The 26,420-nt window shown below is 71.1% G+C and carries 27 protein-coding genes; 11 read left to right on the top strand and 16 right to left on the bottom strand.

Annotated elements, in window-relative coordinates:
- Nucleotides 1-293: 293 nt before the first annotated feature.
- On the bottom strand, nucleotides 294-752 hold the full coding sequence (locus ACFV1J_RS23550) for an Lrp/AsnC family transcriptional regulator (protein ID WP_030416168.1): 459 nt from the start codon (nucleotides 750-752) through the stop codon (nucleotides 294-296).
- A gap of 119 nt (nucleotides 753-871) precedes the next feature.
- Here ACFV1J_RS23550 and ACFV1J_RS23545 point away from each other — a divergent pair, with 119 nt between their 5' ends.
- On the top strand, nucleotides 872-1,006 hold the full coding sequence (locus ACFV1J_RS23545; protein ID WP_267881512.1) for a hypothetical protein: 135 nt from the start codon (nucleotides 872-874) through the stop codon (nucleotides 1,004-1,006).
- Here ACFV1J_RS23545 and ACFV1J_RS23540 read toward each other — a convergent pair.
- Nucleotides 1,003-1,779 carry a UbiX family flavin prenyltransferase gene (locus tag ACFV1J_RS23540; RefSeq protein WP_385860951.1) on the bottom strand — a complete coding sequence of 259 codons (777 nt, stop codon included), beginning with the start codon at nucleotides 1,777-1,779 and terminating at the stop codon, nucleotides 1,003-1,005. The two genes, ACFV1J_RS23545 and ACFV1J_RS23540, sit on opposite strands and share 4 nt — an antisense overlap.
- Before the next feature lie 148 nt (nucleotides 1,780-1,927).
- Between ACFV1J_RS23540 and ACFV1J_RS23535 the strand changes: the two genes are divergently transcribed.
- Entirely contained in the window at nucleotides 1,928-2,527 is a 600-nt protein-coding gene (locus tag ACFV1J_RS23535; RefSeq protein ID WP_385860950.1) for a rhomboid family intramembrane serine protease, read from the top strand.
- An 85-nt stretch (nucleotides 2,528-2,612) separates the two neighbouring features.
- On the opposite strand, the gene ACFV1J_RS23530 is transcribed toward ACFV1J_RS23535, so the two are convergent.
- Nucleotides 2,613-3,056: a MarR family winged helix-turn-helix transcriptional regulator gene (locus tag ACFV1J_RS23530; RefSeq protein WP_385860948.1), complete on the bottom strand. Its 444-nt coding sequence runs from the start codon at nucleotides 3,054-3,056 to the stop codon at nucleotides 2,613-2,615.
- A 99-nt stretch (nucleotides 3,057-3,155) separates the two neighbouring features.
- Between ACFV1J_RS23530 and ACFV1J_RS23525 the strand changes: the two genes are divergently transcribed.
- Nucleotides 3,156-3,548 (top strand): nuclear transport factor 2 family protein, encoded by a 393-nt coding sequence (locus tag ACFV1J_RS23525; RefSeq protein ID WP_385860947.1) that lies wholly within the window; start codon nucleotides 3,156-3,158, stop codon nucleotides 3,546-3,548.
- A gap of 18 nt (nucleotides 3,549-3,566) precedes the next feature.
- Here ACFV1J_RS23525 and mqnP read toward each other — a convergent pair whose 3' ends face one another.
- Both mqnP and ACFV1J_RS23515 read right to left on the bottom strand, forming a co-directional pair.
- The gene (mqnP, locus tag ACFV1J_RS23520) at nucleotides 3,567-4,469 is read right to left on the bottom strand and encodes a menaquinone biosynthesis prenyltransferase MqnP (RefSeq protein WP_385860945.1); all 903 of its coding nucleotides are present in this window, start codon (nucleotides 4,467-4,469) and stop codon (nucleotides 3,567-3,569) included.
- Nucleotides 4,469-5,926, bottom strand: coding sequence for a menaquinone biosynthesis decarboxylase (locus ACFV1J_RS23515; protein WP_385860942.1), 1,458 nt, complete (start codon nucleotides 5,924-5,926; stop codon nucleotides 4,469-4,471). Before ACFV1J_RS23515 ends, mqnP begins: the two co-directional genes overlap by 1 nt.
- 88 nt (nucleotides 5,927-6,014) lie before the next feature.
- Between ACFV1J_RS23515 and ACFV1J_RS23510 the strand changes: the two genes are divergently transcribed.
- The 3 genes from ACFV1J_RS23510 to ACFV1J_RS23500 all read left to right on the top strand — a co-directional run bounded on the left by ACFV1J_RS23510 (nucleotide 6,015) and on the right by ACFV1J_RS23500 (nucleotide 8,909).
- A complete protein-coding gene (locus ACFV1J_RS23510; RefSeq protein WP_385860940.1) occupies nucleotides 6,015-6,446 on the top strand; it encodes a PLD nuclease N-terminal domain-containing protein in 432 nt (143 codons plus the stop codon).
- Between the two features lie 131 nt (nucleotides 6,447-6,577).
- Nucleotides 6,578-7,267 carry a DUF4291 domain-containing protein gene (locus ACFV1J_RS23505; protein WP_385860939.1) on the top strand — a complete coding sequence of 230 codons (690 nt, stop codon included), beginning with the start codon at nucleotides 6,578-6,580 and terminating at the stop codon, nucleotides 7,265-7,267.
- Nucleotides 7,268-7,481: 214 nt separating this feature from the next.
- Nucleotides 7,482-8,909 carry an alkaline phosphatase family protein gene (locus ACFV1J_RS23500; protein WP_385860938.1) on the top strand — a complete coding sequence of 476 codons (1,428 nt, stop codon included), beginning with the start codon at nucleotides 7,482-7,484 and terminating at the stop codon, nucleotides 8,907-8,909.
- Nucleotides 8,910-9,059: 150 nt separating this feature from the next.
- On the opposite strand, the gene ccsB is transcribed toward ACFV1J_RS23500, so the two are convergent.
- From ccsB to hemL, 7 genes are all read right to left on the bottom strand, one after another.
- Nucleotides 9,060-10,148: a c-type cytochrome biogenesis protein CcsB gene (gene ccsB / locus ACFV1J_RS23495; protein WP_385860936.1), complete on the bottom strand. Its 1,089-nt coding sequence runs from the start codon at nucleotides 10,146-10,148 to the stop codon at nucleotides 9,060-9,062.
- Entirely contained in the window at nucleotides 10,145-11,908 is a 1,764-nt protein-coding gene (locus ACFV1J_RS23490) for a cytochrome c biogenesis protein ResB (RefSeq protein ID WP_385860934.1), read from the bottom strand. Before ACFV1J_RS23490 ends, ccsB begins: the two co-directional genes overlap by 4 nt.
- 3 nt (nucleotides 11,909-11,911) lie before the next feature.
- A complete protein-coding gene (locus ACFV1J_RS23485) occupies nucleotides 11,912-12,679 on the bottom strand; it encodes a cytochrome c biogenesis CcdA family protein (RefSeq protein ID WP_385860932.1) in 768 nt (255 codons plus the stop codon).
- 11 nt (nucleotides 12,680-12,690) lie between these two features.
- Nucleotides 12,691-13,302 (bottom strand): TlpA family protein disulfide reductase, encoded by a 612-nt coding sequence (locus tag ACFV1J_RS23480; protein WP_385860930.1) that lies wholly within the window; start codon nucleotides 13,300-13,302, stop codon nucleotides 12,691-12,693.
- Between the two features lie 80 nt (nucleotides 13,303-13,382).
- Nucleotides 13,383-14,609, bottom strand: a complete 1,227-nt coding sequence (locus tag ACFV1J_RS23475; protein WP_385860928.1) for a hypothetical protein — start codon at nucleotides 14,607-14,609, stop codon at nucleotides 13,383-13,385.
- Between the two features lie 147 nt (nucleotides 14,610-14,756).
- Nucleotides 14,757-15,470: a histidine phosphatase family protein gene (locus ACFV1J_RS23470; protein ID WP_385860926.1), complete on the bottom strand. Its 714-nt coding sequence runs from the start codon at nucleotides 15,468-15,470 to the stop codon at nucleotides 14,757-14,759.
- 7 nt (nucleotides 15,471-15,477) lie between these two features.
- On the bottom strand, nucleotides 15,478-16,785 hold the full coding sequence (gene hemL / locus ACFV1J_RS23465; RefSeq protein WP_385860924.1) for a glutamate-1-semialdehyde 2,1-aminomutase: 1,308 nt from the start codon (nucleotides 16,783-16,785) through the stop codon (nucleotides 15,478-15,480).
- 324 nt (nucleotides 16,786-17,109) lie between these two features.
- Between hemL and ACFV1J_RS23460 the strand changes: the two genes are divergently transcribed.
- Nucleotides 17,110-17,667 carry a hypothetical protein gene (locus ACFV1J_RS23460; protein WP_078866473.1) on the top strand — a complete coding sequence of 186 codons (558 nt, stop codon included), beginning with the start codon at nucleotides 17,110-17,112 and terminating at the stop codon, nucleotides 17,665-17,667.
- A 162-nt stretch (nucleotides 17,668-17,829) separates the two neighbouring features.
- Here the strand turns inward: ACFV1J_RS23460 and ACFV1J_RS23455 are convergent, their stop codons facing one another.
- Nucleotides 17,830-18,588, bottom strand: coding sequence for an SDR family NAD(P)-dependent oxidoreductase (locus tag ACFV1J_RS23455; RefSeq protein ID WP_385861086.1), 759 nt, complete (start codon nucleotides 18,586-18,588; stop codon nucleotides 17,830-17,832).
- Nucleotides 18,589-18,674: 86 nt separating this feature from the next.
- Nucleotides 18,675-19,241 (bottom strand): cupin domain-containing protein, encoded by a 567-nt coding sequence (locus ACFV1J_RS23450; protein WP_385860921.1) that lies wholly within the window; start codon nucleotides 19,239-19,241, stop codon nucleotides 18,675-18,677.
- 289 nt (nucleotides 19,242-19,530) lie between these two features.
- On the opposite strand from ACFV1J_RS23450, the gene ACFV1J_RS23445 reads away from it, so the two are divergent.
- On the top strand, nucleotides 19,531-19,935 hold the full coding sequence (locus ACFV1J_RS23445; protein ID WP_385860919.1) for a MazG-like family protein: 405 nt from the start codon (nucleotides 19,531-19,533) through the stop codon (nucleotides 19,933-19,935).
- Nucleotides 19,936-20,086: 151 nt separating this feature from the next.
- Here the strand turns inward: ACFV1J_RS23445 and ACFV1J_RS23440 are convergent, their stop codons facing one another.
- Nucleotides 20,087-20,788, bottom strand: a complete 702-nt coding sequence (locus ACFV1J_RS23440; RefSeq protein WP_385860918.1) for a TetR family transcriptional regulator — start codon at nucleotides 20,786-20,788, stop codon at nucleotides 20,087-20,089.
- A 337-nt stretch (nucleotides 20,789-21,125) separates the two neighbouring features.
- Here ACFV1J_RS23440 and ACFV1J_RS23435 point away from each other — a divergent pair, with 337 nt between their 5' ends.
- On the top strand, nucleotides 21,126-22,604 hold the full coding sequence (locus tag ACFV1J_RS23435; protein WP_385861084.1) for an FAD-dependent oxidoreductase: 1,479 nt from the start codon (nucleotides 21,126-21,128) through the stop codon (nucleotides 22,602-22,604).
- A gap of 529 nt (nucleotides 22,605-23,133) precedes the next feature.
- Here the strand turns inward: ACFV1J_RS23435 and ACFV1J_RS23430 are convergent.
- The gene (locus tag ACFV1J_RS23430; protein ID WP_385860916.1) at nucleotides 23,134-23,877 is read right to left on the bottom strand and encodes an AAA family ATPase; all 744 of its coding nucleotides are present in this window, start codon (nucleotides 23,875-23,877) and stop codon (nucleotides 23,134-23,136) included.
- A gap of 309 nt (nucleotides 23,878-24,186) precedes the next feature.
- Between ACFV1J_RS23430 and ACFV1J_RS23425 the strand changes: the two genes are divergently transcribed.
- Together ACFV1J_RS23425 and ACFV1J_RS23420 are read left to right on the top strand one after the other, a co-directional pair.
- Entirely contained in the window at nucleotides 24,187-24,522 is a 336-nt protein-coding gene (locus ACFV1J_RS23425) for a YnfA family protein (RefSeq protein ID WP_385860914.1), read from the top strand.
- Between the two features lie 719 nt (nucleotides 24,523-25,241).
- Nucleotides 25,242-26,096, top strand: a complete 855-nt coding sequence (locus ACFV1J_RS23420; RefSeq protein WP_385860912.1) for an SDR family NAD(P)-dependent oxidoreductase — start codon at nucleotides 25,242-25,244, stop codon at nucleotides 26,094-26,096.
- Nucleotides 26,097-26,420: the final 324 nt, after the last annotated feature.

Below are 26,420 nucleotides of genomic sequence, written 5' to 3'. Positions count from 1 at the left end.
GGGCTTCGTCGAGCGTACTCCCCCGTAATCGGCGGGGACGGGCCGCCCTTGGCGCGCCCGCCCACGGCCGGTGTGTCTGCGCGGGGGCCGCTTGCTGCGGCCGGACTCGCTGCCGGCCGGGGCGGGGTGCGCTCCCGGCCGGGGCGCGGCGGGGCGTGGCCAGGACCGGGGCCGGGGCCGGGCTCGGTGGCGCGCCCGGCCCCTCGACTTCACCCGCTCACTCGGCCCCTCGGTCGCCTCTTCCTTGGCCGCCGCTTCCTTGGTCACTGCGCCCTGGTCGGCACTCCTGGTCGCTACTCCGCCTCTTCGGGCAGTTCCCCGACGCGGTTCTCCCACTTGGTGGACAGCACGATCGTGGTGCGCGTACGGGAGACGCCCTTGGTTCCGGACAGCCGCCGGATGGTGCGCTCCAGGCCGTCGACGTCGCCCACCCGCACCTTGAGCATGTACGAGTCGTCGCCCGCGATGAACCAGCAGTCCTCGATCTCTTCGAGGTCGCGCAGCCGGCGGGCGACGTCCTCGTGGTCGGCCGCGTCCGACAGCGAGATGCCGACCAGGGCGGTGACGCCGAGGCCGAGCGAGGCGGCGTTGACCGTCGCGCGGTAACCGGTGATCACCCCGGCCGCTTCGAGGCGGTTGATCCGGTCGGTGACGCTGGGCCCGGAGAGGCCGACGAGCCGGCCGAGCTCCGCGTACGACGCCCGGCCGTTCTCGCGCAGCGCCTGGATGAGCTGCCTATCCACCGCGTCCATGCCCTCAAGCCTTCCAATCTTTACGCATATTCGAGTTCTGCATGTAGAATCTAAGGCACACAGGGCCAAGTCCCTGCGATTTTCAAGCGATCAAAGACGATCTCACAGGAGTTGTCACCGTGTACTCGATCGAGATGGCCTACGCCCGCATGCGCGAGCTGCAGGACCAGGCCAATCGTTCACGTGCCCACAAGCCCGCCGAGCCGCGGGCCCGGCGCCGCTTCGGGCGCGCCGCCGCGGCGAAGAAGCGCTAAGGAGCGTCCGGGGCCTCCTCCTCGTCCTTGGAGCCACCCCGAAGCTCCCCCTCCCAGCGCCGGTACAACCCGTGCGGCACCTCCGCCGCATCGAGCACCCGGCCCGCGACGAAATCCACCAGATCCTGGATGTGCGTCGCCCCCGCATAGAACGCCGGCGAGGCGGGCAGCACGATCGCGCCCGCCTCGTCCAGCATCACCAGCTGCTTCAGCGTCGGCCCGCTCAACGGAGTCTCCCGCACCGCGACCACCAGCCGCCGCCGTTCCTTGAGCGTCACGCTCGCCACCCGCTGCAGCAGGTCCTTCGACAGCCCCAGCGCCACCCCGGCCACGCACGCCGTACTGGCGGGGACGATCAGCATCCCCTTCACCGGGTACGAACCCGACGACGGCCCCGCCGCCAGGTCCCCGGCCGCCCAGTAGCGCACCCGCGCCAGCTCCGCGTCCGTCACCCGAAACGTCCCCGGCTTCCCGTCCGCCCCGCGCGCCAGCCATTCCCGCAGGTCAGCACGCCAATGCGCGTCCCGGAACGCGATCCCGGTCTCATCCAGCAACGTCAACCGCGACGCCCGGCTCACGACCAGATCCACCGCCTCACCGGCAGCGAGCAGCCCCCGCACCACGGAAGCCGCATACGGCGTCCCGGACGCCCCGGAAACCCCGACGACCCACGGCCGACGGCGCTCGGCGGCCGGCGGGCCGGTGTCGTGGCGAGCGTCCTGAGGGACGTGGCGACTCGTGTCGTGACTGGTGTTGTTGTGCGGCGGCTCCACGCATCGAGCCTATCCGGCGGAACCAGGAACCCGGTCATGGCCGTTCTTAGCTGTGAGGTGGGGGCCGAGCGGGCGCAGAACGGGCAACCGTGACGGCCACCGGACGACTGACGGGCGGGCAGGGATGACAGCGACAGGGCGCACCGGGATGCGACAAGGACGGGCCAAGCCGGCGGCATGCCTGGTGCTGATGCTGGGCTGGGTCGCGCTGCTCTGGCTGCTGGAAGGCGTCGACGTCGTCACCGGCGGCGCCCTGGACACCTTCGGCATAGAGCCGCGCGAGCCCTCCGAGCTCGTCGACGTCGTACCGGCCGCCTTCCTCCACTTCGGCTTCGGCCACCTGGCCGCCAACACCCTGCCGTTGCTGCTGCTCGGCTTCCTCGCCGCCCTCCGCAGCGGCATCCGCCGCTTCCTCGCCGTCGTGCTCCTGATCACCCTCGCCAGCGGCCTGGGCGTCTGGCTCACCGCCGCACCCGGCAGCAACACCGCGGGCGCCTCCGGCATCATCTTCGGCCTCTTCGGCTACCTCCTGGTGCGCGGCTTCATCGAGCGCTCCCTCCTCGACATCGCCATCGGCCTCGCCGTCGGCGTGGTCTACGGCTCGATCCTCTGGGGCGCCCTCCCCATGACCGCCGGCCAAGTCAGCTGGCAGGCCCACCTCTTCGGCCTCCTGGGCGGCATCACCGCGGCCTTCACCCTCCGCACCCGCCCCGCCCTTTCGAGCCCCGCACTCCCCACGAACATCTAGGCCGCGACCTGGACGGGCCCTTCGGATCGTGCAGCGGCCCCGCCCAGGTGCCTGAGCCTCCCGTCGGGGAAGCCCTGTTCGCGTCTCAGGTGAACGGGCCGTCGAGTGCGAAGCGGCGCAGGTGGCGGGCGAAGTCCTGGGCCTCACCCGGTGGCCACGAGGAGAGGCTCGCCATGATGTGGGCGGCCAGCCGTGCGCGCAGCTCGGCCACGGTGTGCCGGCCCTGCTCGGTGAGGACGAGGAGATGTGCGCGCCGGTCGGCGGGGTCCGGTTCGCGTCGGATGAGGCCGGCGTCCTCCAGCCGGGAGGCCCGGCGCGTGACGCCGGAGCGGTCGAGCCCCACGTCGGGCGCCAGGTCGGCCGCGCTGCAGGGGCCGGTCCGGGCGAGCGTGCTGAGCACGGGGTAGGTCAGTTCGTCCACCGCCTCGCCCATGCCTTCGGTCAGCTTCCGGTGCAGCTGCGTACGGGTGGTGCGCCGCAGCAGGATTCCCAGCGCATCGGCGATCTCGTGTCCTACTTCCTTCTCCACACCTCAACAATAGCGTGCGCGACGCACGCGTTTGATGCTACGGTCAAGGAGAAGCGTGCGCGGCGCACGCTTCTTGGTTCCCTCTCGGAAGGAAGTTCCATGACCCGTACCGGCATCGAGGCCGCCCTGACCGACCTGCTCTTCAACGGCGACCTCACCCTGCAGGAGGCAGCCGACCGCCACTTCACCCCGGAGTACCGTCAGCGCACCGATGGAGAGTGGGCGGACCGCACCGAGTTCCTGGAGCACATCGCCCACCTGCGCACCCTCGTCGCCGACGGCCACGTCGAGGTCCACGAGGAGCTGCACGACGGCAGCAGGTACGCCGACCGGCACACCGCCCACCTCACGAAGAAGGACGGCACGAGCGTGCGGATGGAGGTGTACGTGTTCGCCGACCTGGCGGCCGACGGCCGCTTCGACCGCATCGAGGAGACCACCCTGATGCTCCAGGGCTCCGCTTCCGACCGCACCATGGGCAGCGCCCGCTGAGGCCCCAGCCGGGGCCGTTCAGACCGACAGCCCCCGCACCACCAGATCCAGCAGCGCGCACACGAACAGTGCGATCCCGATGAAGCCGTTGACCTGGAAGAAGGCCCGGTTGAGGCGGGTGAGGTCGTGGGGCCGGACGATGGTGTGCTCGTAGAGGAAGGCGGCTGCCACGATCAGCAGGCCGAGCCAGAAGAACGGGCCGGCGCCGGTGGCCAGCGCGTACCAGGCGAAGAGCGCCGTGGTGACGAGGTGGCAGCCGCGGGCACCCCGGATCGCGGCGGGGATGCCGAAGCGGGCCGGGACCGAGCGGACGCCGATCTCGCGGTCGGTGTCGACGTCCTGGCAGGCGTAGATCAGGTCGAAGCCGCCGATCCAGATGCCGACCGCGAGGCCGAGGACCACGGCGTCCCAGGACCAGGTGCCGGTGATGGCGATCCAGGCGCCGATCGGGCCCATGGCCTGGGCGAGGCCAAGGATGGCCTGGGGGAAGTTGGTGAAGCGCTTGCCGTACGGGTAGACCACCATCGGCACCACGGCGACCGGGGCGAGGGCCAGGCAGAGGGGGTTGAGCAGGGCCGCCGCGCCGAGGAAGACGGCGAGGGCGATCAGGGCGCCGGTCCAGGCGGACTTCACGGAGACCGCGCCGGTGACGAGTTCGCGGTGGGCGGTGCGGGGGTTACGGGCGTCGATCTCGCGGTCGATGATCCGGTTCGCGGCCATCGCGAAGGTGCGCAGGCCGACCATGCAGACGGTGACGAGGAGCAGCAGGAGCCAGTCGATGCGCCGGTCGCGCTGGTACATCGCGGTCAGGGAGGCGATGTAGGCGAAGGGCAGCGCGAAGACCGAGTGCTCGATCATGACGAGCCGCAAAAAGGCCCTGGTGCGGCCGGGCTGCGGGAGGGCGGCGGAGGCGCTGCTCATCAGAGGCCGTACTCCTTCCAGCGGCGGTCGACGAGGGCCGCCGTGCGGGGGTCGGACTCGACCATGTCGGGCCAGCCGCCGTCGCGGGTGTAGCCCTCCTCGGGCCACTTCCTCGTCGCGTCGATACCTGCCTTGCCGCCCCAGAACTGCTGGTAGGAGGCGTGGTCGAGGTGGTCGACGGGGCCTTCGACGACGGTCAGGTCGCGGGCGTAGTCGGTGTTGCCGAGGGCGCGCCAGGAGACCTCGTGGAGGTCGTGGACGTCGCAGTCGGCGTCGACGACGACGATGAGTTTGGTGAGGGACATCATGTGCGCGCCCCAAATCGCGTGCATCACCTTTTGTGCGTGTTTGGGGTACTTCTTGTCGATCGAGACGATCGCGCAGTTGTGGAAGCCGCCCGACTCGGGGAGGTGGTAGTCCACGATGTCCGGGACGATGATCTTGAGCAGGGGCAGGAAGAAGCGTTCCGTCGCCCGGCCGAGCGGGCCGTCCTCGGTCGGCGGGCGGCCGACGACGATGGACTGGAGCAGCGGGCGCTTGCGCATCGTCACGCAGTCGATGGTCAGCGCGGGGAACGGCTCCTGCGGGGTGTAGAAGCCGGTGTGGTCGCCGAACGGGCCTTCCGGGAGCATCTCGCCGGGCTCCAGCCAGCCCTCGATGACGACCTCGGCGTTCGCCGGGACCTGGAGCGGGACGGTCTTGCAGTCGACCATCTCGATCCGCTTGCCCTGGAGGAAGCCGGCGAAGAGGTATTCGTCGATGTCGCCGGGGAGTGGGGCGGTGGAGGCGTAGGTGACGGCCGGCGGGCAGCCAAAGGCGATGGCGACCGGCAGCTTCTCGCCGCGCTTGGCGGCCACCTGGTAGTGGTTGCGGCTGTCCTTGTGGATCTGCCAGTGCATCCCGATGGTGCGCTTGTCGTGGCGCTGGAGGCGGTAGAGGCCGAGGTTGCGGACGCCGGTTTCGGGGTGCTTGGTGTGGGTGAGGCCGAGGTTGAAGAACGAGCCGCCGTCCTTGGGCCAGGTGAAGAGGGCGGGGAGCATGTCCAGGTCGACGTCATCGCCGGTGAGCACGACCTCTTGGACGGGGGCGCTCTCGCCCTTGACCTTCTTGGGCGGGACGTGCGTCATGCCGGCGAGCTTGCCGAACGCCTCGCGGATCCCCACGAACCCGTGCGGGAGTTCGGGCTTGAGCAGGCCGCCGATCTTGGCGCTGATGTCCTCGTACGCCTTGAGGCCGAGGGCCTTGAGGAGGCGGCGGTCGGTGCCGTAGACGTTCATGGCGAGGGGCATCGCCGAGCCCTTGACGTTCTCGAAGAGCAGCGCGGGCCCGCCGGCCTTCTGCACCCGGTCCACGATCTCGCCGACTTCGAGATACGGGTCGACCTCGGCCTTGATGCGCTTGAGGTCGCCTTCCCGCTCAAGAGCGCGCAGGAACGAGCGGAGATCGTCGTAAGCCATGCGTTCCAGTATCGGGTACGCACTACCCTGGGCGGGTCACCGGGCCCTGCCGTGGGCCCGCCGTCGTGTGCAGGGGGCGCGTTCCGCAATGCTCAGGTATCTGCCGTTCCTTCTGGTGCTGGCACTGTGGATCTACGCGTTCATCGACTGCCTCAACACCCCCGAGTCGCAGGTGCGCGGACTGCCGAAGGTGGTCTGGGTGATCGTCATCCTGCTCTTCGGTGAGGTGCTGATCGGTCCGATCGCGTGGCTGGTGGCGGGCAAGCACCGGCATGCGGTGGCGGGCGGGGGCGGCAGTACGCCTTCGGAGTGGCACCGCAACCACAGCACGGCGAAGTGGGTGGCGCCGGACGACAATCCGGAGTTCCTGCGTTCCCTCAAGGAGGAGAACAAGAAGGACGAGGCGCTGCTGAAGGACTGGGAGGCGGATCTGCGGCGCCGCGAGGAGGAGCTGCGGCGCAAGGCGCGTGAGGCGTCGGAGGGCAACAACGAGGACACGCCGCCGTCGGCCAAGGACTAGCCACGGAACAGCGACGGACCGGCCATGGATCAGCCGCGGACCAGTGGTCTGACGGGCCGGTAGTCCCGCCCCTGCCGCGGCGCGGCAATTCGGTGGCCCGGTCCGGTCGTCGTCGGTCAGGATGACCGCTCATGAGCATCGCCCCGCACGACACCGAGCGCCTCGACTCCGAGCGCCACGTCACCGAGCGCCACGTCACCGAGCCCGCCGGCACCGACCACGCCAGCGCCGAACCCCTCCGTCGGATCCGCGCCCGTTACACCGAACGGACCGTCACGGTCTATCAGGCCTATCCGCCCGAGCTGGGGCTGCCGGCGGCGCGGGACGGTCGGTTTCCGGTGGCGTGGAAGCGTGAGCGGATGACGTGGATCAAGCCGTCGTTCCTGTGGATGATGTACCGCTGCGGCTGGGCATCGAAGGCCGGGCAGGAGACGGTGCTGGCGGTCGAGATCGACCGGGCGGGTTTCGACTGGGCGTTGCGGCATGCGTGTCTGTCGCACTTCGACCGGGACGAGCACGCGGACCGGGACTCCTGGCGGCGGCGGTTGCGGGAGTCGCCGGCGCGGGTGCAGTGGGATCCGGAGCGGGATCTGTGGTTGCGGCCGCTGCCGTACCGTTCGCTGCAGCTGGGGCTGGCCGGGGAGGCGTCGCGGCGGTACGCGGACGAGTGGACGGTGGGGATCACGGAGGTGACCGGGCTGGCGCGTGAGGTGCGGGCGCGGATGGCGGCGGGGGACGTGGCGGGGGCGGCCGGGTTGCTGCCCGAGGAGTGTCCGTACCCTGCACCCGAGGGAACTCCGGGGCTCGGCCGCGTGTCCTGACGCGGCCCGGTAAACCCGTAATTCCGGCCACCGCGCGGTCCGTGGGGGACTGCTTCGTGTGGCGTACGAGGCGTAGCGCGGAATGGCCAACTGACGGCCTTTCACGGCCAATTGAGGCATCGTCCAGATTCCTGCCGCTGCCCGGGAAACTCTCCCGCCGCCACAGTCATGTCGGCCCACTGAGGGCTCACGCGACTCAGGGAGAGTGGCACATATGCCCGACATGACCCGACGCAGACTCCTCGGCTCCGCGGCCGGCGCGGTCGGTGGCGCCGCCGCGCTGACGCTGTTGCCGCCCAGCGTGCAAAAGGCCGTCGCCGCCGGACCCGCACGTCACGGTTCGCTGCACGACGTCGAGCACGTCGTCATGCTCATGCAGGAAAACCGGTCGTTCGACCACTACTTCGGCACGCTGCGCGGTGTCCGTGGTTTCGCCGACCCGGACGCGCTGACGCTCCCGGACGGCCGTGATGTCTTCCACCAGCCGGACGCGGAGAATCCGGACGGTTATCTGCTGCCGTTCCGGCTCAACACCCACACCTCCAGCGCGCAGGCCATTCCCTCCACGAGTCATGCCTGGTCGGTGCAGCACGAGGCGTGGAACGGCGGCAAGATGGACCGCTGGCTGCCGGCGCACCGGAAGGCGGACGGGGTCAACGGCCCGTATGTGATGGGCTATCACACGCGTGAGGACATCCCGTTCCAGTTCGCGCTGGCGGAGGCGTTCACGCTGTGCGACAACTACTTCTGCTCGGTCTTCGGGCCGACCTGGCCGAACCGTCTGTACTGGATGACCGGCACGCTGGACCCGGGCGGCACGCGGGGCGGGCCGGTGCTGAACAACACCGCGCCGAAGCCGTACCGCTGGACGACGTACGCGGAGCGGCTGGAGGCGGCGGGGATCAGCTGGAAGGTGTACCAGGAGGAGGACGACTACGGCTGCAATCTGCTGGAGCAGTTCCAGACGTTCCGGGACTCCCAGCCGGGTGATCCCCTGTACGAGAAGGGGGTGCGGCCGCAGCCGGCGGGCACGTTCGAGGACGATGCCCGCAACGACCGGCTGCCGGCGGTGTCGTGGCTGATCCCGACGAGTCACCAGTCGGAGCATCCGGACTATCTGCCGGCGGCGGGCGCGGCGTACGTGGCGCAGAAGCTGGAGGCGATCGCGTCGAATCCGCGGGTGTGGGCGAAGACGGTCTTCATCCTCAACTACGACGAGAACGACGGGCTCTTCGACCATGTGCCGCCGCCGGTGCCGCCGCCGGGGACCGCGGACGAGTTCGTCAGGGGGCTGCCGATCGGCGGGGGGTTCCGGGTGCCGTGTCTGATCGTGTCGCCGTGGACGGTGGGCGGCTGGGCGGCCGGTGATCCGTTCGACCACACGTCGGTGCTGCAGTTCCTGGAGCGTTGGACGGGTGTGGAGGAGCCGAACATCAGTGACTGGCGGCGGACGGCGTTCGGCGATCTGACGTCGGCGTTCGGCTTCCGGCATGCGGCGCGCCGGCCGCCGCGGCTGCCGGACGACACGGCGGAGCAGCTGGCGGAGGCGCAGTGGGAGGTGGCGCATCTGCCGAAGCCGACGTTGCCGGGGGCGGGACAGGTGCCGCCGCGGCAGGAGCGGGGGCGGCGCCGGCGGCGGTGACGGACCGGGTCGAGTGGCCGTGATCGGTGTCGACTGGCCGTGATCAGGGTCGGGTGGCCGTGGTCCGGGTCGAGTGGTCGTCATGACGACGGTGCCGTACGGGTGGGCCCGGGGGCTTTCCGTACGGCACCGTGTGGTGGTTCGGGTGGTTCAGACGCCGGCGTAGGAGTGCAGGCCGGTGACGAAGATGTTCACGCCGTAGTAGTTGAAGAGGTAGCAGGCGAAGGCGATCAGGCCGAGCCAGGCGGCCTTGCGGCCCTTCCAGCCGGCGGTGGCGCGGGCGTGCAGGTAGCAGGCGTAGGCGACCCAGGTGATGAAGGACCAGACCTCCTTGGGGTCCCAGCCCCAGTAGCGGCCCCAGGCGGCCTCGGCCCAGATGGCGCCCGCGATGATGGTGAACGTCCACAGGGGGAAGACGGTGGCGTTGACGCGATAGGCGAACTTGTCCAGGGACGCGGCGGAGGGCAGGCGCTCCAGGACGGAGGCGGCGAAGGCGCCGGGCTGCTTGCCGGCGGGGTCGGCGAGCTTGGCCTCGTAGCGGTCGCGGAAGAGGAAGAGCAGGGTGGCGACGGCGCCGAGGTAGAGGACGGCGCCGGAGAGGATCGCGCAGCTGACGTGGATCCACAGCCAGTAGGAGTGCAGCGCGGGGACGAGCTGGTCGCTGGCGGTGTAGAGCACGGAGACGGCGAGGCCGAGGTCGAGCAGGACGGTGGTGACCAGGGGCAGGCCGATCCACCGGACGTTCTTCTTCAGGACGAGCAGCAGCAGGTAGATGCCGGTGGCGACGGCGGCGAAGGTGGTGGAGAACTCGTACATGTTGCCCCAGGGGGCACGCTGTACGGACAGGGCGCGGGTGACGACGCCGCCGACGTGGAGGGCCCAGGCGAGGACGGTCAGCGAGATGGCGATGCGGCCGTAGAGGTCGCCCTTCTCGGTGCCGCCGGCGGCGCCGGGGCCGTCGGGGACGTCGCGGCTGCCGGCCGCCGACTTGGTGATGACCTTGGGCCGTTCCAGTACGGCGGTGCCGCCGCTGCGGCGTTCGGCGGTGGCGGTGGCGGGTGCCGACGCGGTGGTGGGGGAGGTGAGGGCGGCGGCGGTGCGGGCGACCTTGCTGCGGCTGCCGAACACCCACTCGGCCATGTGCGCGACGAAGGCGAGGGTGTAGATCGCCATGGCCGAATAGACCAGGACATTGCTGTTGTGCGCCAGTGTCTCGTTGGCTGCGGCGGCGAGGTTCACGCGCGCGCTCCTTCGGAGGGGTCAGCAGGACCGTCAGAGTCGGTGGGCTCCGCGGGGTCTTCGGAGGGGGTGGCCGGGTCGGGGTGCGGGGCGAGCGGGGCGTCGGGCTCCAGTGCCGCGGCGAGGTCGCCGAGTTCCTCGGGGAGGCGGGCGGACTCGCTGCGGCCGAGTCCGGCCATCTCGACGACGGTGACGCCGTCGCCGTTCTCCTCGGTCCGTTCGGCGCGGACCCAGACGCGGCGCCGCTGGATGAACAGGGAGCCGGCCAGGCCGAGGAGGGCGGCGACCGCGCCGGTGAGGGCGAGGCCGTTGCCGGGCTGGTGGCTGATCTTGAAGCTGGCCCAGGTCTTGACGCCGTTGAAGGTGATGCTGCCGTCGCCGCCGGGGAGCTTCATGGTCTCGCCGGGCTTCATCATCTGGGCGACCGCGCGGCCGTCGACCTGGTACTGCTTCAGGTTCTTCTTGTCGAGCTGGTAGACGTTCTGCGGCAGCCCGGAGGCGACGCCCAGGTCGCCGTGGTAGGCGGTGAGCACCAGGCGCGGGTTGTCGAGGGCCGGGAAGGTGGAGAACATCGAGCCGGAGCCCTTGCCGCCGAAGGTGGGGACGAAGAAGCCCTGGAAGCCGAGCTGGTTGGGCTTGTCGTCCTTGGTGCGGGCGCCGGGGACCTTGACGACACCGGTGGAGGTGAAGTTCTTCGGGTCCTGGGGGAGGAAGGGGACGGCGCCGTTGTAGACGGTCTTGCCTCGGCCGTCCTTGACGGTGACGTCGGGCGCGTAGCCGTGGGAGAGCAGGTAGACCTTGGAGCCGGCGATGTCGAGGGGGGTGTTCACCTCGATGGTGGTCTTGTGTTCCTGGCCGTCGGCGCCGGAGAAGTACCGGATGTGGGCGCGGAAGATCCGCGGGGTGCCCTTCTGCGGTCCGGAGCGTTCGTAGGTCGCGTCGAACTTGTCGAGGCTGAAGCCGAACGGCTCCATGGTGTCGGTGTCGAAGAAGGCGCCGGACTTGAAGTCGTCGTACTGGGTGAGGCTGTTGGCGAACCCGTCGCCCTCGGTGATCAGCTTGCCGCCTTCGGACTTCCACAGGCTGCCGACGGCGAACGCGACGAGCATCACGATCAGTGCGAGGTGGAAGACGAGGTTGCCGACCTCGCGCAGATAGCCCTTCTCGGCGGCGACCGCGGTGCCGGCGCGGTGGGCGCGGAACCGGCGCTTCTTCAGCATCCGCTCGGCGGCGGCGAGCACGTCGTCGGGGGCGGCGTCGGTGCGCCAGGTGGTGTAGGCGGGCAGCCGGGTCAGGCGGCGGGGGGCGGCCGGCGGGCGGCCGCGGAGCTGGCCGACGAACTGCCAGCTGCGCGGGATGATGCAGCCGATCAGGGAGATGAACAGCAGCAGGTAGATGGCGGAGAACCACACCGAGCTGTAGACGTGGAACATCCCCAGCGTGTCGTAGACGTCGCCGAGGGTGGGGTGGTCGGCCTTGAACTGGTCGACCTTGACGGGGTCGATGCTGGTCTGCGGGATCAGCGAGCCGGGGATGGCGCCGATCGACAGCAGGAAGAGCAGCAGCAGCGCGACCCGCATGGAGGTCAGCTGCCGCCAGAACCAGCGGGCCCAGCCGACCGGGCCGAGCGAGGGCAGGGTGACGTCTTCCCGGGGCGCGGTGGAGAGCTGGGAGCCGGCCGCGCCGAGGTCGCTGCCCGCGTCGTCGGTGCCGGGGGTGCCGGGGCCGGGGTCGCGGGGGGTGTCGGTCTTGGTGGACATCGATCAGATCCCAACGGTGGAGCTTTGTGCCCAGCTCTGGAGCTCGGACATCAGGCTGTCCCAGATGCCGGTGACGAGGAGGACGCCGAGGGCGACCATCATGCCGCCGCCGATCCGCATCACCCACTGGTAGTGCCGTTTGACCCAGCCGAAGGCGCCGAGGACGCGGCGGAAGGCCAGGGCGACGGCGATGAACGGCACGCCGAGGCCGAAGCAGTAGGCGACGGTGAGGAGGGCGCCGCGGACGGCGCTGGCGTCGTAGAAGGAGAGGGTCTGGACGGCGGCGAAGGTGGGGCCGAGGCAGGGGGTCCAGCCGACGCCGAAGAGGACGCCGAGGACCGGCGCGCCGGCCAGGCCCATGGCGGGCTTCTTGTGGAAGCGGAATTCTCGCTGCCCGAAGCGTTGCAGGACGCCGGCGAAGGCCAGTCCGAAGAGGATCAGCAGGGCGCCGAGGACGCGGGAGATGACGTCCTTGTAGTCGAGCAGGGTCTTGCCGAAGAAGCCGAAGAGGGCGCCGCCGGAGACGAAGACGGCGGTGAAGCCGAGGATGAAGAGGCCGGCTCCGGCGAGCATCCGGCCGCGGCGGGCCTCGCCGAGGTCGGTGCCGGTGACGCCGGTCACGTACGACATGTAGCCGGGGACCAGCGGCAGGACGCAGGGGGAGAAGAAGGAGACGAGGCCGGCGAGGACCGCGATGGGGACGGCGGCGAGGAGGGTGCCGGTGGCGACGGTGTGGTTCTCCGCGGCGGCGGCGAGTTGGGTGAGTTCCATCTCCGGCGGGATCACTTCTCGGCGATCAGCGGCTTGACCATGCCGCGCAGTTCGTCCTCGGTGAGCGGGCCGATCGAGCGGGCGGCGATCTTGCCGTGCCGGTCGATGGCGATCGTGGAGGGGATGGACTGCGGGTTGAGGCTGCCCTTGGGGAAGCGCAGCATGAGCCGGCCGGTGGGGTCGAACAGGCTCGGGTAGGGCACCTTGTGCTCTTCCTCGAAGCTGGTGGCCTGGGACTTCTGGGAGTCGCGGGTGTTGATGCCGAGGAACTGGACGCCCTGGTCCTTGGTCTCCTTGGCGACCTTGGCGAAGTTGGGGGCCTCGGCGATGCAGGGGCCGCACCACGATCCCCAGATGTTGAGGATGACGACCTTGCCCTTGTAGTCGGCGACGTCGAGCTTCTTGCCGGTGGTGCTCTCACCGGACAGGTCGGGGGCGGGCCGGCGGTCGGCCTTCTTGACGGTGTCGACACCGTCCTTGCCCTGGACGAAGCGGGTCTGGGCCGAGCCTCCGGAGGCGCCGTCTCCGCAGGCGCTCAGCGACAGCGAGGCGGCCGCGGCCCCTGCGGCGAGCAGGATGATCCGGCGGCGGCGCGTGCGGCGGCGTGGGGCGTCAGCACTCATGTGAAAAGTTTCGCATGGGCCATTTGCGGATCTTCCGCGCCCCCCTCGCCCGGCCGGGTCACGGGTCATGGGTCTCGGGGTCACATGGCCGAGAGGTATTCCTTCCAGCCCTCGGCGGGCCGCTCGCCGACCGGGACCTGCTGGAGCCGGTACAGGACCTCGGGGTCCTGGGCGTCGAGCCAGTCGGTGAGCTGCCGGAACGACACCAGGCGGACATCGGGGTTCTGCTCGTTGGCGATGTGCTTGAGGGCGTCCTCGACGGCGTCCATGTAGATGCCGCCGTTCCACTGCTCGAAGTGGTTGCCGATGAAGAGGGGGGCGCGGTTGGTCTCGTAGGCGCGGCGGAATCCGGAGATGTACGCGTCGGTGGCCTGCTGCCGCCAGCCGGGGTAGTTGGCCGGTGGGGCCTTGGTGGAGTTCCGGGACTGGTTGGCGAGGATGTTGTAGTCCATCGAGAGCACCTCGAAGGAGTGCCCGGGCAACGGAATCTGCTGGAGCGGGAAGTCCCAGAGGCCGAATTTCTTCTTCGGCCACATCTGGAGGCCGCCGGGCGCGCTGGCGTCGTAGCGCCAGCCGAGTTCCCGGGCGGCGGGCAGCAGATTTCGCTGGCCGAGCAGACATGGCGTACGGCCACCGACCAATTCCTGTCGGTAATCGAAGGGCAGCGGTTCGGTGTCGGCGAATCCGGTGTTGGTCCGCCATTTGGTGACGAAGTCCATCGCCTGCTCGATCTCGGAGTACCACTGGTGGGGGGTCCAGTGTTTGACCGAGGTCGGGGCGTCGCCGCAGAAGTGACCGTTGAAATGGGTGCCGACCTCGTGGCCGTCCAGCCAGGCCTGGCGCACGTATTTCAGCGTCTCCTTGATGTGGTCGTCGCTGAGGTAGCCGATGGCGGAGGCGCCGCGCGGGTTGTTGGGCGGTTCGTAGAGGTCCTTCTGGGATTCCGGCAGGAGATAGAGGCCGGAGAGGAAGAAGGTCATGGCCGCGCCGTGGTCCTTGGCGACCTGGAGGAAGCGGGGGAAGAGGCCGTTGCCGACCTCTCCCGCGCCGTCCCAGGAGAAGACCACGAACTGCGGCGGGGTCTGTCCGGGCTCCAGGCGTTCGGGGGCTTCCGGCTGGTGCGGCTGTGCGCCGTAATTCGCTGTCGAGCCGTCACCGATGAGTTTGGGGCGGGCCTGGACGGAGCTCTTCACCTTCTGCTTGTCGGCGCTCGCCCGCGGGCCGGACGTGGAGCAGCCGGCGACGCCCAGCGCCGCGGCTGCCCCCGCTCCGAGGCCCAGCAGGTTTCGCCGACTGATCGCGCGCATACCCTCGTCCCCATCCGTGCTCGCCGAACTCAATATCCATATAAACGGACATTGGAGACGGGGGCATGTTGAGCACCGGGAACTACGGGTTCCTCGCTCGGATATTTCCTCCTGCGCGCTTTTGACGTTCCGCCACCTGATGCAGTGTCAGGCTCCGTAGGCCTTGCTCTTCCCCTTCACCGGTTTGGCGCCGGCCAGAAGGTGGGAGGGAACCAGGTCGCGCGCCGGTTCGCTGTACCCCACGGAAATGATCTTGTCGCCCTGGAACGTGAACGACGTCAGCGAGGCCAGCGTGCACTGCCGCTTCCGCGGGTCGTGCCACAGCCGCCGCCGCTCCACGAAGCTGCGGACGATCCAGATCGGCAGCTGGTGGCTGACCGCCACCGCCTCGTGCCCGCGGGCCGCGTCCCGCGCCGCGCCGAGCGCCGCCATCATCCGTACGACCTGTTCCAGATACGGCTCGCCCCACGAGGGCCGGAACGGGTTCGTCAGGTACTTCCAGTTGCCGGGCTTCTTGAGCGCGCCGTCACCGACCCCGAAGGTCTTGCCCTCGAAGACGTTGGCCGCCTCGATCAGCCGCTCGTCGGTGGCCAGGTCGAGACCGTGCGCCGCGGCGACCGGCGTCGCGGTCTCCTGCGCGCGCTCCAGCGGCGAGGCGACGACATGGGTGACGTCCCGGTCCGCGAGGTGCTCGGCGACCCGGTCGGCCATCTTCCGCCCCAGCTCGGAGAGGTGGTAGCCGGCCCGGCGCCCGTACAGCACGCCCTCCGGGTTGTGCACCTCGCCGTGCCGCATGAGGTGGACGACGGTGATGTCGTCACCGTTGTTGCCGGCGGAGACGTCGTTGCTGTTCTGGTTCATTTCCCCCTCATTCCGTCGCTTCGGCGGCGGCCCGGGCGGCGGCCGGCAGGGCGGCCGCGATCCGCTCGACGGCCGCGGTGTCGTGCGCGGTCGAGACGAACCACGACTCGAACGCGGACGGCGGGAGGTAGACGCCCTGGGACAGCATCGAGTGGAAGAACGCGGTGAAGCGGAACGACTCCTGCGCCTTCGCCTCGTCGTAGTTGGTGACGTCCCGCTCGGTGAAGAAGACGGAGAACATGTTCCCCGCCACCTGGACCCGGTGCGCCACGCCCTCCTTGGCCAGCGCCCCGCCGACCAGCGAGCGCAGCTCTGCGGAGACCGCGTCGACCTTCTCGTACGCGGCGTCGTCCAGCAGCCGCAGCTGCGCGACACCGGCCGCGGTGGCGATCGGGTTCCCGGACAGGGTGCCCGCCTGGTAGACCGGGCCGGCCGGGGCGAGGTGCGCCATGACGTCCGCGCGGCCGCCGAACGCCGCCGCCGGGAAACCGCCACCCATGACCTTGCCGAAGGTCATCAGATCCGGACGAACACCGTCAATCCCGTACCAACCGGCCTTGCTGACGCGGAAGCCGGTCATCACCTCGTCGGAGATGTACAGCGCGCCGTTCTCGGCGCACACCTCCTTCAGGCCCTGGTTGAAGCCGGGCAGCGGCGGCACCACGCCCATGTTGCCGGCCGACGCCTCGGTGATCACACAGGCGATCTCGCCCGGGTGCGCGGCGAACGCGGCCCGCACCGCCGCCAGGTCGTTGTAGGGCAGCACGATCGTGTCGCCGGCCTGCGCGCCGGTCACGCCCGGCGTGTCGGGCAGCCCGAAGGTCGCCACGCCCGAGCCGGCCGCGGCCAGCAGCGCGTCCACGTGCCCGTGGTAGCAGCCGGCGAACTTCACCACCTTGGGACGGCCGGTGAACCCGCGCGCCAGACGGATCGCCGACATCGTCGCCTCGGTGCCGGACGAGACCAGGCGCACCTGCTCGACCGGCTCGATCCGGGCCACGATCTCCTCGGCCAGCTCGACCTCGCCCGCGCCGGGCGTGCCGAAGGACGTACCGCGGGCGACCGCCTCCTGGACCGCCGCGATCACCTCGGGGTGCGAGTGCCCGAGGATCATCGGCCCCCACGAGCACACGAGGTCGACGTACTCGCGGCCGTCGGCGTCGGTGAGGTACGGACCGGTACCGGACACCATGAACCGGGGCGTACCACCGACGGCGCGGAACGCCCGCACCGGTGAATTGACGCCGCCGGGCGTCACCACGGAGGCGCGCTCGAAGAGCGACTGCGAAACAGGGGCTTCATACGGAAAAGACACTGTGATCCTGACCTGCATAAACGAGGGAGGGCGGCGGCGTACGGGCACGGCCCCGGCTGACAACGGCGTGGGAATCCCCGCTTGGACCACCTAAGGCGCCGCGCGGTTCCCGCTCGATCCTTTTTTGATTCCTCTCGCTTTCGACCGGGCGTCAGCCCCCGCTTGTCTGCGAAACTGGGGCGACGGACGAGTGAGTCACGCAAGCAATGGTCTCAGAGGCGCACGGGGGCGTGCGGCCGGGCGTTTCGCGCGCCGGTGACGGGGGAGGTCTCTGAGACGATGATCGGGTTGCGCGGCTTGGGCTGCGAGTGGTCGGGTGGAGATATGCATCGCGGTGGCGAACTGGGCGAAGGAACCGACGACCGGGGTTCCGGGCGCGCCCAGCGCGGCCGTCACCGGCGCGAGACCGAAGGCATCAAGGGTGGGGACATCAGGGGCGGCCGCATGGGGGTGACCTACAAATACTTCGGCGCGCCCAACGGCGCGACGGCGGCCCGGGTCCCGATCTCCATGCGCCCTGAGGAACTCGGCGGTGACGAGCTCGGCATGGGCGGGATGTTCACCAAGATCAAGCCGGAGACCATGGCCGCCATGGTCCTCACCGGCATAGAGGGCATACCCCTCCATAAGGTTCCGCCGCTCGAACTCGTCGTCCTCCACCCCGACTACGCCGTCGTCAAGCTCCCCATGACCGTGGTCGACCCGCTGCGCGGCATCGGCGAGGAATCGGTCGGCGCGGCCGCCTTCATCTGGTCCACGGTCCCCGACCGCGGCGGCCCCCGCGACGCCTTCGCCGTCTACCAGCTCCTCCACGAATGGCAGGACTTCAGCCACCGCCTCCACGAGGCGGGACACCAGGCGTATTGCTTGGTGTGGCCGTAACGGTTCGGCGGGGGTGGGGCGGGGTGGGCGTTGCCGGGACGCCGGGGCCCTCGGGCCGGGGTGGCCGGGACGGCGTTGTCTCCCGGGTGGTCTGGTGTCCGGGGCGGGCCGGGGCGCTGGTGGTGCGCTGGTGGGGTCATTCCCCTACGGGTGCCGTGGACCTCACCACGTAGGTCGGGCCGAGACTCCGCCGTCCACCACGAGGTCCTGTCCGGTGATCCAGGACGCCATCGGTGAGGCGAGGAACACACAGGCGTCGCCCACGTCCTCCGGGCGCCCCAACCGCCCGGTGGGTGCCGCCGCGTGCCAGCGCCGTACCCCCTCGGGCCAGTCCTCGGCCAGCCCGGGGCGGTCGATCAGGCCCGGCGAGACGCTGTTGACTCGGATGCCGTACCGGCCGTACTCCAGCGCGGCGGCGCGCGCATGCATGACCACCGCCGCCTTGGACGCGCAGTAGTGGGCGTGCTGCGGAGCCGGACGGTCCGCCTCGATCGACGCGATATGCGTCACCGACCCGCCGCCGCCCTCCCGCATCGCGGCCGCCGCGGCCTGCGTGCAGGCGAACACCGAGTGCACGTTGAGGTCCGCCACGGCCCGCCAGTCGGCGAGCGACATCCCCGCCAGTTCCTGCGTCGGCTGCACCCCGGCGTTGTTCACCAGCGCGGTGAGCCGCCCGCGCCAGCCGGCCGCCTCGTCCACCAGCCGGTGGCACTCCTCCTCGACGGCCAGATCGGCCGCCAGCGCCAGCGCACTCCCGCCGCCCTCCTCGATCCGCCCCACCAGCGCCCGCGCCGCCTCGGCCGCCGCGCGGTAGTGCACCACCACCGCCGCCCCGGCCTCCGCGAACCGCACCGCGATGCCCCGCCCGACCCCACCCGCGGCCCCGGTGACGAGCACCACTTGCCCGGAGAGATCGGGCAGGTGGCCGGATCCGCCCGGTGGGCCCCCCTCCCCGGGACTAGCCCCCGCCCCACCGCCGTTCAGGCCAAAAGGGGTCCTCTCCCCTGTCATGGCCGGCTCAGCGCGGCGATCCGCGCTGCCTCCCGGGGAAACCGCGCCGCCAGTTCGGCGGCGTCCCCGTGCTCGTAGTCCTCGAAGGTGAAACCGGGCGCCATCGTGCAGCCGAACAGCGTCCAGGAGCCGCCCTCGGCGACCTCGGCGGCCATCCACGTACCGGCCGGCACGGTGAACTGGACGTGCTGCCCGCTCAGGACGTCCGGCCCGAGTACGACCGTACGGGCCGCGCCACCATCCGGTGCGCTCGCCCCGGCCCGCTCCGCCGCCCCGAGCTGCCCGTCTTTTTCAGGCCCTTCGGTCAGCAGGAAGAGGGTGAGCGGATCGCCCCGGTAGAAGTGCCAGATCTCGTCGGTCGGCAGCCGGTGCAGGGCGGAGTAGTCGCCCGGCTCGGCGGTCAGCAGCATCACGATCGCCGTGCCCTCGGGCCGCCCGTCGGGCCGGGCCGGCCCCGCCCACGTGCGCCGGTACCGTCCGCCCTCACGCGGCAGCGGCACCAGACCGTAGAAATCGACCAGCGCCTCGGGGAGCGGATCGCGGGACGTGCGGTGCTCGACCATCTTCGACGTGCCCCTTTCCACCAACCAGCAGCAATACGGGGGGGTTCGTGTATGGATGTCCGAGTACGGATGTCCATACACGGATCTCTGTGTACGAAGGCCCGTGTACGGAGGTTCGTACGCGGCGTTTCGTACACGACGGTGCGTCAACGGCGGTGCATCAACGGCGGTTCGTGAGCCGCGTTTCACCTATGGCGGTTCACCTACCGCGCCTCGCGTACCGCACTTCACATACGGCGGTTGATCCACCCTAGGCGCGTACGCCGCCCGACACGGGCACAATCGGGCCATGTCCGATACTCCTCCGCCGGTCGATGCCTCGACCGCGTCCCCGGTCGTTGCCTCGCCCGCGCCTTCGGCCAACGCCCCGTCAGCCGTCTGGGAAACCGTCGACCACCTGGTGCGCTGGCTCGACGGCGAGAGCCCGCTGCCACCGGAACAGGAGCGGCTGTTGCGCATCCTGAAGCTCTCCGAGGAGGCGGGCGAGGTCGCACAGGCGGTGATCGGCGCCACCGGTCAGAACCCGCGCAAGGGCCACAGCCACACCTGGGACGACGTGCACAGTGAGCTGTGCGATGTGATCGTCACGGCGATGGTGGCGCTCCGCACGCTGACTCCGGAGGCGCGCCAGGTCTTCGAGGGACACCTGGGGCGGGTGGCCGCACGGGTGCCGCGACCGCTGTCCGGGGACTGAACGGCGGCGCCCGCCCGGGGCGGGGCGGGCTGAAGGGGCGGCGCACCGGCACCGCCCGTCAAGCACCCCTCAACTGTCCTTACCTGTCCTTACCTGTCCTCACTTGGCCTCAACTGCCCCCAACTACCGTCCCCCGCCCGGCACGTGCGCCCTACGGCTGCTCGGCCGTGAGATAGCGCTGGATGGTGGGCGCCAGCCAGGCGATGACCTCCTCATGGCTGAAAGCGACGGCCGGCGGGAGATGCAGGACGTACCGGCACAGCGCCATGCCGAGGATCTGGGAGGCGATCAGCGCCGCGCGCTTCGGCGCTTCTTCGGGTACCGGGCAGACCGCCGTGAGCACCGGCCTGATCTGCTCGGCGAACACCCCGCGCATCCGCTCCGCGCCCGCCTCGTTCGTCACGCCGACGCGCAGCATGCCGGTCAGCACCTCGTCGCCTTCCCACCGCTCGAGGAAGTGGCGTACGAGCCGGGCGCCGGCTTCTTCCCGCGGTACGTGACTGAGGTCGGGCGCATGCACCTCGATCTCGGAGGCGGCCGCGAAGAGGCCGGCCTTGTTGCCGTAGTAGCGCATGACCATCGACGGGTCGATGCCCGCTTCGCGTGCGATGGCCCGGATCGTGGCGCGCTCGTAGCCGTCCGAGGCGAAGCGGTCACGGGCGGCGGCCAGGATCGCGGCGCGGGTCGCGGCGGACCGGCGGGGTGGGTCCGCGGGGCCGGCGGGCCGGGCCGCGGCGGATGTGGCCCCTGCGGGCGGGCCGCCCGCGGACAGGGCGCCGGCGGCGGTGTCGGAGCCCGCGGAATCGGTGGGGGCGTCGGGCTCAGCAGTAGTAAGGGAGCGGTCTTCCGGCATGTCAACAACTGTAGGCCAACGACTGTTGACATGCCAAGCCGACGCGACCTACGCTTGCCAACAAGCGTTGACCAACACGTGTTGACCAACATCCGTTGACCCACACGCGTTGGCATAGGCCCAGGCGCACGCAAGGGAGGCGGAAGCCATGGATGCCACGAACCGCACACCGGACCGGCCGGGCACCCGGGACCAGGGGACCAGCACGACCCGGGACGCCGAGGTGAGAACGGCCGTGGACGCTGAGGTAAGAGCGGCCCGGGACGCCGAGGTAGGGGACGCCCCGGAGGCCGACGGGCACATCGCACCCAGCGCAGGTAGTGCCGGCGCCGCAGACATGGCGGACGCCGAGGACATCGCGGACGTCTTCGTCGTCGGTGCCGGCCCCACGGGGCTGCTGCTGGCCGGGGACCTCGCCGAGGCGGGCCTGTCCGTCACGCTTCTCGAACGCCGCAGTGACACCACCAGCAACCTCACCCGCGCCCTCGCCGTCCATGCGCGCACGCTCGAGCAGCTCGATGCCCGCGGTCTCGCCGATGAGCTGGTCGCCGGCGGTCACCCGATCCCGCGGCTCCGGCTCTTCGGGGAGGCCACGCTCGACCCCGGCCAGCTCGCCACCCGCTTCCCCTTCGTCCTGATCACTCCACAGTTCGAGGTCGAGCGGCTGCTGGAGCGGCGGGCGCGGAAGGCCGGCGTGGTGTTCCGGTACGACTCGGAGGTGCTCGGCCTCGACCAGGACGAGGAGCGGGTGACGGTGGAGCTGCGCACCGCCGACGGCATCCGCAGCGCCCGCGCCGCCTACCTCGTCGGCACCGACGGTGTGCGCAGCACGATCCGGGAGGCCGTGGGCCTGCCCTTCCCGGGGAAGTCCGTGATCCGCTCGGTGATACTCGCCGACGTCCGGCTGGACGAGGAGCCGCCGTCCCCCTTCACGGTCAACGCCACGAGTGAGGCGTTCGCGCTGATCGGCTCGTTCGGGGACGGCTGGTACCGCATCATCGGCTGGAACCGCCACCGCCAGGCCGACGACGACGTACCCGCCGATCTCGAGGAGGTCCGCGAGGTCGCCCGGCTCGCGCTCGGTACGGACTACGGCATGCGGGACGCCCGCTGGACCTCCCGCTTCCACAGCGATGAACGCCAGGCCCCGCAGTACCGCGTCGGCCGGGTCTTCCTCGCCGGGGACGCCGCGCATGTCCACTCCCCCGCGGGCGGTCAGGGCATGAACACCGGTCTGCAGGACGCCGCCAACCTCAGCTGGAAGCTGGCCGCGGTCATACGCGGCCACTCCCCCGCATCCCTGCTGGGGAGCTATCAGGCCGAGCGGCATCCCGTCGGCAAGGCGGTGCTCCGCAGCAGCGGCGCCATCCTGCGGCTGACCCTGCTGCACTCCGCTCCCGGGCGTGCGGTCCGGGGAATCGCCGCGCGGCTCATCAACCATCTGCGGCCGGTAAACCGCCGTGCGATACGCATGCTTTCCGGCATCGGCATCAGCTACCCGGCCGGACCCGGTGCCCATCGGCTCGCCGGCCACCGCGCCCCGGACATCCGCCTGGCCGGCGGCGGTCGGCTCTATGAACTCCTGCGTCAGGGGAAGTTCGTCCTCATCACCCCCGCCGACGAGCCCACCGGCCTGCGTCCGGCCGACGACCGCGTCATCCCGGCCACCTGGGACAGCGGCCGCCGCACCGCCCTGCTGATACGCCCCGACGGCTATATCGCCTGGGCCACCGACGCCACGGCCCCCGCCGAGCGCGCCGCGGCACTGCGCAGCGCGCTCATACGGTGGACCGGCGCCGCGCCGACGAACGGTTGAGCGGGGGCGGACAGCTGAGCGGAGGCGGACAGCTGAGCGGAGGCGGACGGCTGAGCGGGGGCGCCGGCTCTGCGGGGGCGCCGGCTCTGCGGGGGCGCCGGCTCTGTGGCGGCGTGGGTTCTGTGGGGCGCCGGCCCTGCGGAGACGCCGGCTCCGCGGGGGCGCCGGCCCCTACGGGTGCTGGCTCCACGGGGGCGCGCCAGCTCCTTCGGGGGGGGCGGCTCCACCGGGGGCCAGCTCCGCCGAGGGGGGTGAGTGCCAGCTCCGCCCGGGGCAGAGCTCCGCCCGGGGGAGCTCCACCGTGGGGTGCCGGCTCCGCAGGGGGTGCCGGCTCCGCAGGGGGTGCCGGCTCCGCTGGGGGGCAAGCTCTGCTGGGGGGCAAGCTCTGCTGGGGGTGTCGGCTCCGCGGCAGGTGCCGGAACTCTCCGCGACTGAGCCCGGCGCCGGCGCACCTAGCCCTGGCCCGGCTAGCCCTGGCCCGGCGCCTGCGTCTGCACCGGCACCGGCACCGGCACCGGCACCGGCACACCTAGCCCGGTGTCAGCACATGACGCAGATACGCCCGCGGGTCGTTGAGGTATCGCCGCCAGTGGTCGACGAGGCCCAGCTCCGCCCACTCCACCGACCGCATGCCGTGCTCGCCGACCTCCACGATGTCCGCGCCGGGCAGGGCCGTCAGCAGCGGTGAGTGGGTGGCGCACACGACCTGGGCTCCGATCCGTGCCAACTCGTCCATCAGCCCGACCAGTTCCAGACAGGAGGAGAAGGACAGCGCGGCCTCCGGCTCGTCCATCACGTACAGCCCGCGCTCGGCGAACCGTTCGCGGAAGGCCAGCAGGAAGCTCTCGCCGTGGCTCATCTCGTCCGGGGCCTGGGAGAGCCGCTGGGTACTCCGCTCGCCGTTGAGTGCTTCCAGCGCGGTCTCGGCCCGGAGGAAGAAGCCACGGCGACGCGTCCGCGGCCCCCGCACCATCCGCCGCCCCTCCTGCGTCGGATCGAACCGCAGCAGACCGCCCAGCAGCGAGGCCTCACGGGAGGAGGCGTACTTGTAGCCCGCCGACCCACCGTACGAATCCAGACCGAAGCCCTCTGCCAGGGCCTCGGCCAGCGTGGACTTCCCCGAACCGTTCTCGCCCACCAGGAAGGTGACGGGCGCGCGGAAGGTCAGCCCTTCCGCGGCCAGTTGCCGGACACAGGGCACCGTCCAGGGCCAGCCGTCCTCGGCCGCCCCCGTACCCGTCGGAACGTCCACATAAGCCCGTTCAATCAGCATGACTCGAAGCTCTCATGCACCACTGACAGCGCTGAGCGGGGTGCCTCGGTGGTGGGCCCCGGGGGCCTCGGGGTGGCCTGGGAGGGGTGGCTCGGGGGGTGCCTCGGTGGTGGGCCCGGGGGGGGTGCCTCGGGGTGGCCCGGGGGATGGCTCGGGGTGGCCCTCGCGGGTGGCTCCGGGGGTGCCTCGGGGGTGGCTGGGGGGTGTTTGAGGCGGGAGAGTAGGTGGAGGTGGAGGTGGGTGGGGGAGGGAGGAGAGAGGGGGAAGGGACCGCGCAGCGCCGGAGCCGGCCGGGCTTAGGCTCGCCGCATGCTCATCGCGCGTTCCGCTGCCCTGTTCGTCGTTGCTGCACTGTTCGAGATCGGCGGGGCCTGGCTGGTGTGGCAGGGGGTCCGCGAACACCGTGGCTGGGCATGGATCGGGGCCGGGGTGATCGCGCTCGGCGTGTACGGCTTCGTGGCCACGCTCCAGCCCGACGCCAACTTCGGGCGCATCCTCGCCGCGTACGGCGGTGTCTTCGTCGCCGGGTCGCTGGCCTGGGGGATGGTGGCCGACGGCTATCGCCCCGACCGCTGGGACGTCATCGGCGCGCTGATCTGCCTGGCCGGGATGGCAGTGATCATGTACGCCCCCAGGAGCCGCTGACCGTCCCCACACCAGTCGCCCACTGCTCCCTCCCTCAACAGCCCGCGGCCACCCACTGCCCGGCCCTCGACCGCCCAATGACCACCCGCGGCCGTCTCCGACCACTCCGCGACCACCCACGGCCCGGGCCCGAACGCTCCCGTGACCACCCACGCTCCGGGCCCGGCCACCCCGCGACCACCCACGGCCCGGGCCCAAACGCCCCCGTGACCACCCGCACCGCCCGCCACCGGCCACCCCAGCCACCCCCTGCCGACCCACACCAGTCGCCACCGGCCTCCCCAGCCACCCCCTGCCGACCCACACAGTCCTCCTACGACCACCCCTCACCACCCACAGCCCTCCTGCGACCACACCCCCCTCGCCACCCCCAGCCCGCCCCGACCACGCCGCGACCGCTCAAAACTCGGGCCCGACCACCGCCCGCCCCCAACCAACCCCTGACCGGCCGCCGCTCCCCACCAGCCCGCCACAGCGCGCGCCGACCGCGCCCTGACCGTCCGGCGGCCGCACCCTGACCGTCCACCAAACCAGCCATTGATCAAGCGCTCATCGGGAGTTGAGCAGCAGTTGATCAGGGGCTGCATATCCTGGCCACACCGCGAGTGCGGTCGGGTCGCACAACGGTCGTGCCGACAGCCGCCGATCCGCCGTCCCGTCGTCCCGTCGTTCCGCCGTTCCGCCGTTCCGTCGTCCCCACCGGCTCCGAGGAGAGCGTCATGACCGCCGATGCCCGCAGCACCGACTCCCGTAGCACCGACGCCCGCAGCACCGATGCCCGCAGCACCGATGCCCGTAGCGCCGAAACTTCTGGTGCGGAGGCTCGTACCGCTGTTGTCACCGGAGCGAGTAGCGGTATCGGGGCCGCGACCGCGCGGGCGCTGGCTGCTGCCGGGTACCGCGTCGTGCTCACCGCCCGCCGTAAGGACCGCATCGAAGCGCTCGCCGCCGAGTTGCCGGACGCCCAGGCCCATGCGCTGGACGTCACCGACCGCGCCGCCGTCGACGCCTTCGCGGCCTCGCTCGACGCGCTGCCGTCCGTCGACGTCCTGGTCAACAACGCCGGTGGCGCGTTCGGTGCGGAACCGGTGGCCACCGGGGACCCCGCGGACTGGCGCGCGATGTACGAGGTCAATGTGCTCGGCGTGCTCCACATGACCCAGGCGCTGCTGCCGAGGCTCACGGCCTCCGGGGACGGCACCGTCGTCGTGCTGTCCTCCACCGCCGGTCATGCCACGTACGAGGGCGGCGGCGGATATGTCGCGGCCAAGCACGGTGCGCATGTCATCGCCGAGACGCTGCGGCTGGAGCTGTGCGGTGAGCCGGTGCGGGTGATCGAGGTCGCCCCGGGCATGGTGAAGACCGACGAGTTCGCGACCACCCGTTTCCGTGGGGACGCCGACAAGGCCGCCAAGGTCTACGAGGGTGTGGACCAGCCGCTCAGCGCGGAGGACGTCGCCGACACCATCACCTGGGCGATCACCCGCCCCTCCCACGTCAACATCGACCTCTTGGTGGTCCGGCCCCGCGCCCAGGCCTCCAACACCAAGGTCCACCGCACCAGCACCACCTGAGCCCGAGCCTCACCCTCACCACCTGAACTCCCGCTACCTGAGCCCGAGCCCCCTACCGGACCCACCACCGGAGCACCCGCCACCTGAGCCCCTCGCCCCCGCTCCACCCTCACCGGACCAGGCCAAGCCAGGCCCGACCAGGCCCGACCAGGCCGAGCCAAGCATCAGGCCCAACTCGGCCCAAACGCGGAGCGGCACGACAAAGAGCGGCGTGGGGGCCCCCCCCCCCCCCCCCCCCCCACCCCCCCCCCCCCCACCCCCCCCCCCCCCCCCCCCCCCCCCCCCCCCCCCCCCCCCCCCCCCGAGGCGGGCGGGGGCGCGGGG

Source organism: Streptomyces sp. NPDC059649 (assembly GCF_042734445.1).
Taxonomy (GTDB): Bacteria; Actinomycetota; Actinomycetes; order Streptomycetales; family Streptomycetaceae; genus Streptomyces.
Note: the sequence above shows the minus strand (reverse complement) of the source record. Positions and strands in the feature narration are given on the sequence as shown.